This window comes from Microbacterium sp. FG3, assembly GCF_057809335.1.
Genome location: NZ_JBMDJT010000009.1, coordinates 41181 through 53871 on the forward strand (window position 1 = coordinate 41181; position 12691 = coordinate 53871).

Annotated in this window: 11 protein-coding genes and 2 pseudogenes; 8 read left to right on the top strand and 5 right to left on the bottom strand. The window is 74.1% G+C overall.

Going from position 1 to position 12691, the window contains the following annotated elements; genetic code table 11:
- Window positions 1-87: 87 nt before the first annotated feature.
- Both ACODR5_RS04945 and ACODR5_RS04950 read left to right on the top strand, forming a co-directional pair.
- Window positions 88-1536: a DEAD/DEAH box helicase gene (locus ACODR5_RS04945; RefSeq protein ID WP_488982919.1), complete on the top strand. Its 1449-nt coding sequence runs from the start codon at window positions 88-90 to the stop codon at window positions 1534-1536.
- A 20-nt stretch (window positions 1537-1556) separates the two neighbouring features.
- Window positions 1557-2051, top strand: a complete 495-nt coding sequence (locus tag ACODR5_RS04950) for a DUF2087 domain-containing protein (RefSeq protein WP_449853367.1) — start codon at window positions 1557-1559, stop codon at window positions 2049-2051.
- On the opposite strand, the gene ACODR5_RS04955 is transcribed toward ACODR5_RS04950, so the two are convergent.
- Complete coding sequence (locus ACODR5_RS04955; protein ID WP_488982920.1) at window positions 2048-2905, bottom strand: PHP domain-containing protein; 858 nt, start codon at window positions 2903-2905, stop codon at window positions 2048-2050. The two genes, ACODR5_RS04950 and ACODR5_RS04955, sit on opposite strands and share 4 nt — an antisense overlap.
- Before the next feature lie 110 nt (window positions 2906-3015).
- Here ACODR5_RS04955 and ACODR5_RS04960 point away from each other — a divergent pair, with 110 nt between their 5' ends.
- Genes ACODR5_RS04960 through ACODR5_RS04970 form a run of 3 tightly spaced genes read left to right on the top strand, consistent with a single transcriptional unit; the run spans window position 3016 to window position 6427 of the window.
- On the top strand, window positions 3016-4041 hold the full coding sequence (locus ACODR5_RS04960) for an endonuclease/exonuclease/phosphatase family protein (protein WP_460817383.1): 1026 nt from the start codon (window positions 3016-3018) through the stop codon (window positions 4039-4041).
- 56 nt (window positions 4042-4097) lie between these two features.
- Entirely contained in the window at window positions 4098-5030 is a 933-nt protein-coding gene (locus ACODR5_RS04965; protein ID WP_488982921.1) for a hypothetical protein, read from the top strand.
- On the top strand, window positions 5027-6427 hold the full coding sequence (locus ACODR5_RS04970; RefSeq protein WP_488982922.1) for an aminopeptidase P family protein: 1401 nt from the start codon (window positions 5027-5029) through the stop codon (window positions 6425-6427). The genes ACODR5_RS04965 and ACODR5_RS04970 overlap by 4 nt, the downstream gene beginning before the upstream one ends.
- Before the next feature lie 89 nt (window positions 6428-6516).
- Here the strand turns inward: ACODR5_RS04970 and ACODR5_RS04975 are convergent.
- The 4 genes and pseudogenes from ACODR5_RS04975 to ACODR5_RS04990 all read right to left on the bottom strand — a co-directional run.
- Window positions 6517-7545 (bottom strand): annotated as a pseudogene (locus ACODR5_RS04975) (cystathionine gamma-synthase); the annotation flags it as partial.
- A pseudogene (locus tag ACODR5_RS04980) lies at window positions 7542-7979 on the bottom strand (PLP-dependent cysteine synthase family protein); the annotation flags it as partial. The pseudogenes ACODR5_RS04975 and ACODR5_RS04980, both read right to left, overlap by 4 nt.
- Window positions 7980-8143: 164 nt before the next feature.
- Window positions 8144-8812 (bottom strand): alpha/beta hydrolase family protein, encoded by a 669-nt coding sequence (locus ACODR5_RS04985; protein WP_488982923.1) that lies wholly within the window; start codon window positions 8810-8812, stop codon window positions 8144-8146.
- On the bottom strand, window positions 8809-9588 hold the full coding sequence (locus tag ACODR5_RS04990; protein ID WP_488982924.1) for a YflT domain-containing protein: 780 nt from the start codon (window positions 9586-9588) through the stop codon (window positions 8809-8811). The genes ACODR5_RS04985 and ACODR5_RS04990 overlap by 4 nt, the downstream gene beginning before the upstream one ends.
- A 119-nt stretch (window positions 9589-9707) precedes the next feature.
- Between ACODR5_RS04990 and ACODR5_RS04995 the strand changes: the two genes are divergently transcribed.
- The 3 genes from ACODR5_RS04995 to ACODR5_RS05005 are packed head-to-tail and all read left to right on the top strand — an operon-like array spanning window position 9708 to window position 12687.
- Window positions 9708-11009: a magnesium transporter MgtE N-terminal domain-containing protein gene (locus tag ACODR5_RS04995; protein ID WP_460817374.1), complete on the top strand. Its 1302-nt coding sequence runs from the start codon at window positions 9708-9710 to the stop codon at window positions 11007-11009.
- On the top strand, window positions 11009-11545 hold the full coding sequence (locus ACODR5_RS05000) for a DUF1003 domain-containing protein (protein ID WP_488982925.1): 537 nt from the start codon (window positions 11009-11011) through the stop codon (window positions 11543-11545). Before ACODR5_RS04995 ends, ACODR5_RS05000 begins: the two co-directional genes overlap by 1 nt.
- Window positions 11542-12687, top strand: coding sequence for an Mrp/NBP35 family ATP-binding protein (locus ACODR5_RS05005; protein ID WP_488982926.1), 1146 nt, complete (start codon window positions 11542-11544; stop codon window positions 12685-12687). Before ACODR5_RS05000 ends, ACODR5_RS05005 begins: the two co-directional genes overlap by 4 nt.
- Window positions 12688-12691: the final 4 nt, after the last annotated feature.

Consider the following 12691-nt stretch of genomic DNA (forward strand, 5'->3'; position numbering starts at 1 on the left):
CGGACGCGGGGCGCCGCGCCTGGGAATCGAGAACGGCGTGGACCCTTCGTACGGGCGGCGCGCGCCGCCGGACAGGCTTGATTCACAGTGACCGCATTCGCCGACCTCGGTGTCGATCAGGACATCATCGACGCACTCACCGCCAAGGGCATCGCCGACGCCTTCCCGATCCAGGAGCAGACGATCCCGCTGTCGATGCCCGGACAGGACGTCATCGGCCAGGCCAAGACGGGAACCGGCAAGACCTTCGGCTTCGGCATCCCCGTGGTGCAGCGCCTGGGCCTCGACCCCGAGCCCGGCGTGAAGGCGCTCGTCGTCGTGCCCACCCGCGAGCTCGCGGTGCAGGTGTACGAGGACATGGACCTGCTCACCTCCAACCGCTCGACGAGCGTCGTCGCCATCTACGGCGGCAAGGCGTACGAGGGGCAGATCGACCAGCTCAAGGCGGGCGCGCAGATCGTGGTCGGCACGCCCGGCCGCCTCATCGACCTCGCCAACCAGCGCCTCCTCGACCTGTCGAACGCAACCGAGGTCGTGCTCGACGAGGCCGACAAGATGCTCGACCTCGGCTTCCTGCCCGACATCGAGAAGATCTTCACGCGCCTGCCCGCCAAGCGGCACACGCAGCTGTTCAGCGCGACCATGCCCGGCCCGATCCTCACGCTCGCGCGCCGCTTCATGTCGAACCCCATCCACATCCGCGCCACGGATCCGGACGAGGGCCTCACCCAGGCGAACATCAAGCACATCGTCTACCGCGCCCACTCGCTCGACAAGGACGAGATCATCGGCCGCATCCTGCAGGCCGAGGGCGTCGGCAAGGTCGTGATCTTCACGCGCACGAAGCGCGCGGCCCAGCGCCTGGTCGACGAGCTGAACGACCGCGGCTTCAACGTGGGCGGCGTGCACGGCGACATGGGCCAGGAGCAGCGCGAGCGCTCGATGGCCGCGTTCAAGGCGGGCAAGGTCGACGTGCTCGTGGCCACCGACGTCGCCGCACGCGGCATCGACGTGGACGACATCACGCACGTGATCAACCACACGATCCCCGACGACGACAAGACGTACCTGCACCGCGCGGGCCGCACCGGCCGCGCGGGCAAGACGGGCATCGCCGTGACGTTCGTGGACTGGGACGACCTGCACAAGTGGGCGCTCATCAACCGCGCCCTCGAGTTCGGCCAGCCCGAGCCCACCGAGACCTACTCGTCGAGCCCCCACCTGTTCACGGATCTGAACATCCCCGAGGGCACGAAGGGGCGAATCGCCTCCGCCCCGAAGGCCGAGCGTCCCCGGCGCCAGCCGTCCGCGCAGCGCGCGGGCGAGGGCGAGGGATCGTCGCGCCGCCGGCGCCACCGCACGGACGATGCCGGATCGGGCGAGGGCGGCGCGGCCGCGACCGCCGAGGGCGAGAAGCCCGAGGGCGCGGGCACGCACGACGGCGCGGGCAAGGAGCACCACGACGGCAAGCCCGCCGCGGCGCGCCGCCGTCGTCGCCGCCGCCGCTCGTCCGGTCAGGCCGCGCAGGGCGCCTGACCCGCACGCACGGAGCGCGCGTGGAGACCTGGCGGGCGATCGTCGCGGCGCTGGCGAACGACGCCGCCCGGGTGGCGTACGCCCGGATCGTCGCGGGCGACGCCGACGCCGCGTTCGAGGGGCTGAGCCCGTCGCGCCGCCGCCACGTGGCCGACACGCTCGTGGGCGCCGGCCTCGTCACCGAGGCGGACGGGCGCTGGATCGCGGACGGCGAGGTGTTCCGCGCCGCCCTGCGCGCGGCGCCCGCGCCCCCGCGCGCGACGGGCCCCGAGCGCTTCCTCGACGCGGACGGCCGCATCGCCCAGTATCCGGCGAACAAGACGGTCCGCGGCGAGCTGCTCGCCCTCATCGCCGAGCGGGCGCTGCGCCAGGGCGAGGTCGTGGCGGAGCGCGAGATCAACGAGCGGCTCGCGTCCTTCACCGACGACGTCGCCGTGCTGCGGCGCTATCTCGTCGACTACGGGCTGCTCGAGCGCACCGCCACCGGCTCGGAGTACGCGCGCCCGTCGACCTAGGGCGTGACGGGTTCGATCCCCGTCGCCGCGTCGATGATGCGCGCCACCGCCTCGGGCGATGTCGTGTTCTCGCCGATGCGGTTCGGTTTGCCGGCGCCGTGGTAGTCGCTCGATCCCGTGACGATGAGATCGTGCGCGGCGGCGAGCTCGCGCAGCGTCTCGCGGCCCGCCGCGGTGTTCTCGCGGTGATCGATCTCGAGTCCCCCCAGGCCCGCGCCGATCAGCTCCTCCAGCACGGGGACGGGCAGCATGCCGCGGCCGGCGGGGTGCGCGATCACCGACACTCCCCCGGCCGCCGCGATGGCGTGCACGGCGTCGAGCGGCGACGGCGCGAAGTGGGCGACGTAGTACGGGCTCGCGGGGTGGAGCATGTCGGCGAAGGCCTCCTCGCGGCTCGGCACGATGCCCTTCGCGATGAGGGCGTCGGCGATGTGGGGGCGGCCCACGGTGGCATCGCCCACGCGCTGCGCGAGCACGTCGTCCCACGCGATGTCGTAGTCGCGCGCCAGGTTGCCGACGAGTCGCTCGGCGCGCCCGATCCGGTCCTCCCGCACCCGCTGCATCATCGCCGCCAGCTCGGGAGCCGCCGGATCGAACAGGTAGGCGAGCACGTGCACGCTGCGCCCGCGGTGCTTCGCCGAGACCTCGGCCCCCGGCAGCAGCGTCATGCCGAGCGACGCGGCGGCGTCGGCGGCCTCGTCCCACCCGATCGTCGTGTCGTGGTCGGTCAGCGCGATCGTGCGCATCCCCGCCGCGTGCGCCGCGACGCACACCGCGGCGGGCGGCTCCGTGCCGTCCGAGCAGGCCGAGTGCAGGTGCAGATCCGCGGGCCCGGCCGCTCGTTCATCGCCCATTCCCCCGATGGTAATGCGGGCGGCGCGGGCCGCCGATCCGATGGCGCGCGGCCACGCGGCACACGGCCGACATCCGCCATACGCCCAGGTGACGACCGTAGGCTCGCCTCGTGCGTGTGCTCGGGTTCCTCTTCACGGTGCTGTTCGCATGCGCCACCGCGGTGCTCTCGTTCCCCCGCTTCTTCCGCGTGGAGCACATGTTCCCCATCGCGCAGATCATCGCGGTGCGCGGTCTGCTGGTGGTGTGCTTCGCCGGCATCGCGCTGTTCTTCCTGCTCGTCGCCGCCTCGCGCGCGGCGCGCGGCTTCGCGCTGTCGATGGCGATGGTCGCCGCGGTCGGCGCGATCCTGGGCGGCGTCGCGCTCGGCATGCGCGGCTACGGCGACGACACGCTGCCCGCCGCGACCGACACGAGCGTGCGGGTCATGACCTGGAACACGGCGGGCGACGCCACGGGCGCGTTCCGAGTGGCGCAGACGGCGATCGCGATGGACGCCGACATCATCGCCCTGCCCGAGACGGCGCAGTCGGTGGGCGAGCAGGTCGCCGTCGAGATGCGCGAGCTCGGGCGCCCCATGTGGGTGCACCACGTGGCGTACAACGACCAGGACGCGCCGACGCCGCAGGCCTGGGAGACGACGATCCTCATCTCACCCGAGCTGGGCGACTACTCGGTCATCGAGTCCTCCAGCGACGGCTCCAGCAACACCACGGTGCTGCCGAGCGCCGTAGCGATGCCGGTCGACGGCACAGGCCCCATCGTCGTCGCCGTGCACGCGGTGGCGCCCCGCCCCGCGTACATGGACGCGTGGCGGGACGATCTGCGCTGGATCGCGGATCAGTGTGCCGACGGCAACGTGATCATCGCCGGCGACTTCAACGCGACGATCGATCACATGCAGCGCTTCGGGGTGGACGGGCACGACCTCGGCTACTGCTCCGATGCCGCCGCCGAGACGGGCAACGGCGCGGTCGGCACCTGGCCGACGAGCATCCCCTCGCTGCTGGGCACCCCGATCGACCACGTGCTGCACTCCGACGCGTGGCGCCCCACCGGCTCCATCGTGCTGACGAACCTCGACAAGGCGGGCAGCGACCACCGCCCCCTCGTCGTGCAGCTCGAGCCGGCCGGCTGACGCACCCCGCCGGCGTCTCCCAGCGATCTGTCACGGGGCGCTGGCACGCTCACGGCGTGAGCTCCCCGAAACGGATCCCGGCCGTCGCGGCCGTCCTCGTCGGCGTCATCGCCGCCCTCCTCGCCCTGCTGCCGTGGATCGCCACGGGCATGCGCCTGCCCCTGCAGAACCTGTGGGCGACCCCGACCCTGCCCGCCGACATGCCCTTCGCGCTGCTGCCGTTCAGCCAGTACACGCTGCCGTCGCTGTTCGGCCTGCTCGCGCTCCCGGGCGCGCTCGCGGGGCTCGCGCTGCGCGATCGCGTGGCCGCGCGGGGCCGCTGGCTCGCGACGGGCGGCATCGCGATCGTGCAGGCGGTCGCGATCGCGCAGACGGGGATCGTCACCGCGGGCGGCATGCGCCAGGCGGGCTCGCCGACCTTCGCGACCGACGTGCGCTCGATCTCCACGGCCGCCGCGCTCTACGTCACCGCGATCGTCGTGTTCTGCGTCGTCTCGGCGGCGATCGGCGTGCTCGCGCTGCACCTCGCGACCCGCGCGCCGGTGACCGGCGCCGCCCTGGGACTCGCGGCCGGCGCCGTGGCGGCCGGGTTCTGGCTGCGGGCGTGGTTCGACGTCGCCGGCCCGTTCTCGCTCGGTCCGCCGGCCGCGCTCGTGTGGGGCTCGCACTGGCTTCCGGCGATCCTCGTCGGCGCGATCCTCGCGTGGACCGGCCGGCGCCCCGGCGCGTGGATCGGCTCGCTCGCGCTGCTGTGGCTCGCGCCCGCGCTGCTGTGGGGCCTGCTCGGCGCCGTCGCGTCGCGCGTCAACCTCGGGTCGTGGGGGCCGATGCTCGAGTCGGGCGTGACGATGCTGCGGATGCGGCTCGTCGACGGCGCCTGGCCGGTGCTCCTCGCGGCGGCGATCGGGCTCGCCGGGTCCGTCGCCCTCGCCCTGCGGCGCCGCCGCGGCACCCCTGTGCCGGGCGCGGGTGAGACACTGGAGGCATGAGCGACACGACGACCGCGGAGCAGCAGCAGGCAGAGGCGACCTCCAACCGCAAGCAGCCGTTCCCGCAGGGATTCCTCGACACGATCGGCGAGGGCTGGGCCGAGAAGGCCGAGCCCGTCGCGCCCGCGCGCGAGCAGGCGCCGTTCGCGGCGAGGCGCCGCAAGGCGGTGTCGGCGGCATTCCCCGGCAAGCGCCTCGTGATCCCGGCCGGCTCGCTCAAGCAGCGCAGCAACGACACCGACTACCCGTTCCGCGCGCACTCCGCGTTCGCGCACCTGACCGGATGGGGCAGCGACGCCGAGCCCGACTCGGTGCTCGTGTTCGACCCGACCGACGAGGGCCACGACGTCACCCTCTACTTCCGCGAGCGCGCCGACCGCACGACGGCCGAGTTCTACTCGGATGCGTCGGTGGGCGAGTTCTGGATCGGCCCGCGCCCGTCCCTCGACGGCGTCGCGGCCGACCTGGGCGTGGCCACCGCGCACGTCGACGCGTTCGAGGCGCGCGAGGGCGACGTCGTGCTCGACGAGGACGCCGAGCTCAGCCGCTTCGTCTCCGAGCTGCGCCTCGTGAAGGACGAGTACGAGCAGGAGCAGCTGCGCGTGGCCGTGGACGTCACGGCGCGCGGCTTCGACGACATCGTGCGCGAGCTGCCGCGCGTGATCGAGCACCCCCGCGGCGAGCGGATCATCGAGGGCGTCTTCCACCAGCGCGCCCGCAGCGACGGCAACTGGGAGGGCTACGACACCATTGCGGCGGCCGGCCCCCACGCGTGCTACCTGCACTGGACGCGCAACGACGGCCGCGTCGTGCCGGGCGATCTCGTGCTCATCGACGCCGGCGTGGAGGTCGACAGCCTCTACACCGCCGACATCACCCGCACGCTGCCCGTGAACGGCACGTTCAGCCCCGTGCAGCGCCGCGTCTACGAGGCCGTGCGCGAGGCGGCCGACGCGGCCTTCGCCGCCGCCCGCCCGGGCGTGACGTTCCGCACCGTGCACGAGACCGCCATGGAGGTCATCGCCGCGCGCACCGCGGAGTGGGGCCTGCTGCCCGTCACCGCCGAGGAGGCGCTCGACGCCGACCGCGGCGGCCAGCACCGCCGCTACATGGTGCACGGCACGAGCCACCACCTGGGCATCGACGTGCACGACTGCGCCGCCGCCCGTCGCGAGATGTACTACGACGGCATCCTCGAGCCCGGCATGGTCTTCACGATCGAGCCCGGCCTGTACTTCCAGATCGACGACCTCACCGTTCCCGAGGAGTACCGCGGGATCGGCGTGCGCATCGAGGACGACATCCTCATGACGGCCGACGGCCCCGTGAACCTCTCGGCCGGCATCCCCCGCACGGCCGACGAGGTCGAGGCCTGGATCGCGCGCCTCGCGCGCTGACGCCGTCGCCCTGACCGATCTGCGCGGAGCCGCGCTGACCCCGTCCCGCGGCGATTCGAGCTGAGGCCGCCGGGCTCGCCGCGGGTGGCTCAGCGCAGCGCGTCGTCGAGGTCCTGCGGCAGGTCGTCGACGTCCTCGACGCCGACCGACAGGCGCACGACCTCCGGCGGCACGGCGAGCGCGGTGCCGCGGACCGAGGCGTGCGTCATGGCGTCGGGGTAGTTCACGAGCGACTCCACCCCGCCGAGCGACTCGGCGAGCTGGAACAGGCGCGTGCCCTCGGCGAAGCGCCGCGCCGCGGCGGCGTCCTCGAGGGCGAGCGAGACCATGCCGCCGAAGCCCGACATCTGCCGCGCGGCGATGTCGTGGCCCGGATGCGACGGAAGGCCCGGGTAGTACACGCGGGCCACGCGGTCGTGCGCGTCGAGGAACTCGGCCACGCGCTGCGCGTTGGCGCTGTGGCGCTCCATCCGCAGGCCGAGCGTCTTGATGCCGCGCGTCGTGAGCCAGGCGTCGAGCGGGCCCGAGACCGCGCCCGCGGCGAACTGCAGGAAGCCGACGCGCTCCGCGAGCCCGTCGTCGTCGAGCACCACGGCGCCGCCGACGACGTCGGAGTGGCCGCCGAGGTACTTCGTCGTCGAGTGCACGACCGCGTCGGCGCCCAGCGCGAGCGGGCGCTGCAGGGCCGGCGACGCGAACGTGTTGTCGACGACGACGGTCGCGCCGTGGGCGTGCGCGGCGTCCGCGAGCGCGGCGATGTCGACGATCCTCAGCAGCGGGTTGCTCGGCGTCTCGAGCCACACCACGCGCGGGCTCTCGCGCCGCAGCGCCTCACCCACCGCGTCGGCGTCGCCGAGGTCGACCACGCTCACGGTCACGCCCCACGGTCCGAGGATGCGGGTGAGCAGCCGATACGTGCCGCCGTAGACGTCGTCTCCCAGCAGCACCGTGTCGCCCGGCTGCAGCAGGGCGCGCAGCAGCGCGTCCTCGGCGGCCAGGCCCGAGGCGAACGACAGCCCGTGGCGGCCGCCCTCGAGCGCGGCGAGCTGCCGCTGCAGCGCCGTGCGCGTGGGGTTGGCCGCGCGGCCGTACTCGTAGCCGTCGCGCAGCCCGCCGATGGCTTGTACGCCCCCGGAGTCTCGGCGACGATCCGGTCTGAGACGCTGTAGTACGAACGCGGATCCTCCGGCGCGACGTCCGTGGGCGTCACGACCACCTCGGCGCCGTACGCGCGCAGGACGGCCCGCTTGTCCTCGGAGACCTTGTCGGGCACGACGAAGACCGTGCGGTAGCCCCGCTGCTGGGCGACGAGCGCGAGCCCGACGCCGGTGTTGCCGCTGGTCGGCTCCACGATCGTGCCGCCGGGCCGCAGGAGCCCGTCGCGCTCGGCGGCGTCGATGATGCGCGCCGCGATGCGGTCCTTGGCGGAGCCGCCGGGGTTGAGGTACTCGACCTTCGCCAGCACCGTGGCGGCGATGCCCTCGGTGACGCGGTTCAGACGGACGAGCGGGGTGTTGCCGACGAGCTCGGCGATGCTGCGCGCGTAGCGCATGGGATTGTTCCTCTCGGTGCCGCGCGGGGCGCGGGCGCTGTCGATGGCTGTCTGCGGGCGCGCGAATGCGCTCAGCGACAACAGCGACATGTGAGGATCACGTGGCCATCCTGCCCGCTCCGCGGCCCGGCCGGCGAAGTGTGACGAAACATTGCGTCCGCGTCCTACGCGCCGCGCACGAACTCCGCCACGAGCGGCGCGAGACCGCGGCCGATCCCGTCCGCCGGGCGCCGCGCGCCCTTCACCTCGAACGAGTGATTGGCGCCCGCGATCCACGCGATCCGCGCGTCGCGGCAGTCGGCGACCGCGGCCTCGAGCTGCTCGCGCGGCTGAACGAACGGATCGTTCTCGCCCTCGACGAACAGCTGCGGCACCGTCACGCGCGGCAGATGCTCGGCTCGCGGCTTCTCGGGCCGCCCCGGCTGGTGCAGCGGATAGCCGAGGTAGATGAGCCCCTCGACGGGGAAGTCGCCCTCGGCGGCCGCCATCGACGCCATCCGCCCGCCGTACGACTTGCCGCACGCCCACACGCGCTCGGCCCGCGTGCGCGCCTCGGCGAGCACGGCGCGCCAGGCGAGGATCGCGTGCGCGGCGGGGCCGGGCATGCGGCGGCCCGCGGCGACGTAGGGGAACTCGAAGCGCAGCGTGCGGATGCCGAGGTCGTTGAGCCCCGCCGCGAACCCCGTGAGGAACGGGTGGTCCATGCCGGCGCCCGCGCCGTGCGCGATCACGACGGTGTCGGCCGCGTCGGCGGGCCCGCTCCAGGCGGCCCCGACATCGACCGGGCCCGCCGGCAGCGCGACGGCGACGCGGATGCGGGCCCCGGCCGTCACGCGCGGTCGGCGTCGCGCCCGGTCGGGCCCTCGGACTCGGACTCGTCGGCGCGCGGCTCGTCCGACTGGGGCTCGTCCGACCGCGGCTCGTCGGCGCGCGGCTCCGCCGGCTCGGCCTGGGGCGCATCCCCGGGCGCGGGCGGCACGGGAGCGGCCTGCGGCGGGAGCGGCGGCACGGGCGGGATCGTCGGCGCCTGCGGCGCGGAGGCCGGGCGGTCGTCGATGCGGATGCCGTAGCGCGGAGGCTCGAGGGGCGCCGGCGGCGTCGGCGCGGCGGCGCGAGCGGACGGCGCGACCCTGCCCGGGCGGTCGCCGCCGCCCAGCACGTCGCGCGCGCTGGACACGTGCGGTCCCGAGACGGCGATCTCGTAGTGGTCGGCGATCGGCGCCGTGATGCTCGTGTAGTCCCGGCGGCGGCGCGTGAGCGAGTAGGTCAGGATCTGCATCATCATGCCGATCGCGACGCCCACGAGAAGGCAGCCCAGCAGGACCTGGATCGAGAGGGTCGGCGACAGCAGCGTGATGATGGCGCCGAACATGAGCCCGAGGAACGCGCCGTTGAGCGCTCCCGACCACGCCGCGCGGGCGTAGCCCATGCGGCCCGTCACCATCTCGACCGCCTTGAGTCCCGCCCACACGATGCTGATCTCGCGCGCCGGGACCTCGGCCTCGATGAGCTTGGACACCGCCTTCTGCGCGGCCTCGTAGTCGTCGTACCGCGCCACGGTCTCGCCGACGTTCTGCGGCGTCCGGCCCGTCCCACCCAGCATGCTCATGCCTCGATCATCCCACGCGCCGCCCGCGCGCGCCTTTGCGCCGGCTATGGATGCCCTGTGCCGCGCGGTTCCAGGCGCGCCCCCGTCCCGCCCGGGCACCGCGGTCTACGCTGGGAGGCGTGAGTACGCAGAGGGTCTTCGTGGCGCGCCTGGCGGGATGCCCGGTCTTCGACCCCTCCGGCGACCGTCTCGGGCGGGTCCGGGACGTCGTCGTCGTGTACCGAAGTTCCGGCTCGCCGCGCGTGATCGGCCTCGTGTGCGAGATCCCCGGCCGCCGCCAGGTGTTCCTCTCGATCGGTCGGATCACCTCGATCTCGACCGGCCAGGTGATCACCACCGGCCTCATCAACGTGCGCCGCTTCCAGCCCCGCGCAGGCGAGCTGCGCGTCATGGCCGAGATGATCGGCCGCCGGGTCGAGTTCGTCGACGGCACGGGCACCGCCGTCATCGAGGACGTCGCGATCGAGCCGAACCGGCTCGGCGAGTGGTCGATCGGGCAGCTGTTCCTGCGCAAGCCCAAGACGAGCGCCTCGCCGTTCGCGAAGGGCCCCACGACGTCCGCCACGTGGAGCGAGGTGCGCGAGCAGCGCCGGCCCGGCGAGGCGCAGTCGGCCGAGCGGCTGGCCCAGACGTTCGCCGACCTCAAGCCCGCCGACCTCGCCAACACCCTGCTGGATCTGCCGGAGGCGCGCCTCATCGAGGTGGCCGAGGAGCTCTCGGACGAGCGCCTCGCCGACGCGCTCGAGGAGATGCCCGAGGAGGACCAGGTGCGCATCCTCGAGCGCCTCGGCGACGAGCGCGCCGCCGACATCCTCGACTCGATGGATCCGGACGACGCCGCGGACGTGCTCGCCGAGCTGCCGCAGCAGCGCCTCGAGGAGCTGCTCGAGCTCATGGAGCCCGACGAGGCCGAGGACGTGCGCATGCTGCTGCGCTACGGCCCCGACACCGCCGGCGGACTCATGACGAGCGAGCCCATCACCCTGCCCGCCGACGCGACGATCGCCGAGGCGCTCGCCCTCATCCGGCGGCACGAGCTGCACCCCGCCCTCGCCGCGAGCGTGTTCGTGACGCTGCCGCCGTACGAGACGCCGACGGGCCGCTTCCTGGGGGCCGTGCACTTCCAGCGGATGCTGCGCTATCCCCCGCACGAGCGCGTCGGCGCGATCCTCGACGACACGCTCGAGCCGCTGCTCGTGACGGCCCCGGCGGCCGAGGCCGCGCGCCGCCTGGCGAGCTACGACCTCGTCTCCATGCCCGTGGTCGACCAGGCCCACCGCCTCGTCGGCGCGGTCACGGTCGACGACGTGCTCGACTACCTGCTGCCCGACGACTGGCGATCCCAGGACGCCGACGACGAGCGCATCACCGCGCCGCCCGAGACGGGCACGATCGCGCTGCCGCCGGGAGGTGCGCGGTGATGGCGCGCGCCCGCGACCTCGAGACGCCGCGGGGCCGCACCCCGCGCTTCGTGGAGACGCAGCCCAAGGGCAGCGACCGGTTCGGTCAGGCGACCGAATGGATCGCGCGCGCCATGGGCACGCCGTGGTTCCTGCTCGGGCTCACGCTCTTCTGCGCGGTGTGGATGGCGTGGAACACGCTCGCCCCGGCGGCGTGGCGGTTCGACTCCGCCGCGCTCGGCTTCACCGCGCTCACGCTGATGCTGTCGCTGCAGGCGTCGTACGCGGCCCCACTCATCCTGCTCGCCCAGAACCGGCAGGACGACCGCGACCGCGTCTCGATGGAGCAGGACCGCCAGCGCGCCGAGCGCAACCTCGCCGACACCGAGTACATGGCGCGCGAGATCGTGGCGCTGCGGATGACGATCGACGAGCTGCGCGAGGGGCAGGTCACGCGCGAGGCGCTGCGCGACGAGCTGCGCGCGCTGCTGGCCGAGCTGGGCGACGACGGCTCCCCCGAGCCCCCGGGCGAGCGGCGCCGGAGGGATCGGGCGTGACGGACCTCGCCGAGCGGGTGCGCGAGGCGGTCGGCCGCGTCTCCGATCCGGAGTTGCGCCGCCCGCTGTCCGAGCTCGACATGGTGCGCGGCGTCACGGCCGCCGGCGACGCCGTGCGCGTCGAGATCGCCCTGACGATCGTCGGCTGCCCCGCCGCCGACCGCATCGAGGCCGACGTGCGCCGCGCGGCGGAGGGCGTGCCCGGCGTGGGCGAGGTCGCGCTCGAGATCGGCGTGATGACCCCGGCCGAACGGCAGGCGCTCACCGACCGGCTGCGCGGCGGGCCGGCGCGGGTGATGCCCTTCGGGCCCGATTCGCTCACGCGGGTCATCGCCGTCACGAGCGGCAAGGGCGGCGTCGGCAAGTCGACCGTCACGGCCAACCTCGCCGTCGCCCTCGCCGCGCGCGGCCTCAAGGTGGGGCTCGTCGATGCCGACGTGCACGGCTTCTCGATCCCCGCCCTGCTCGGCCTGGCGCGCGGCGGCGAGATCGCGCAGCCGACGCAGCTCGACGACCTCATGCTGCCGCCCGTCGCGCACGGCGTGAAGGCCATCTCGATCGGCATGTTCCTGCAGCGCGGCCAGGACGGGCGGCTCGGCGCCGTCGCCTGGCGCGGGCCGATGCTGCACCGCACCGTGCAGCAGTTCCTTACCGACGTGTACTTCGGCGACCTCGACGTGCTGCTGCTGGACATGCCGCCGGGCACAGGCGACGTGGCGATCTCGGTCGGCCAGCTGCTCCCCCACGCCGAGGTGCTCGTCGTCACCACGCCGCAAGCCGCCGCCTCGGACGTGGCGGTGCGCAGCGGGCTCGTGGCGCGCCAGACCGGGCAGCGCGTGGCCGGCGTGGTCGAGAACATGGCGGCGATGACCCTGCCCGACGGCACGACGCTCGACCTGTTCGGCTCGGGCGGCGGCGACGAGGTCGCCCGCGCCCTGTCCGAGGACCAGGACGCCGCCGTGCCCGTGCTCGCGTCGATCCCGCTCAGCCCCGCGCTGCGCGCCTCGGCCGATGCGGGCGATCCCGTCGTCGTCGCGCACCCGGACGATCCGGCGGCCCGCGCGATCACCGGCCTCGCGGCGACGATCGCGGCCCAGCCGCGCGGCCTCACCGGTCGCCGCCTGCCCTTCTCGCCGTCCTGACCCC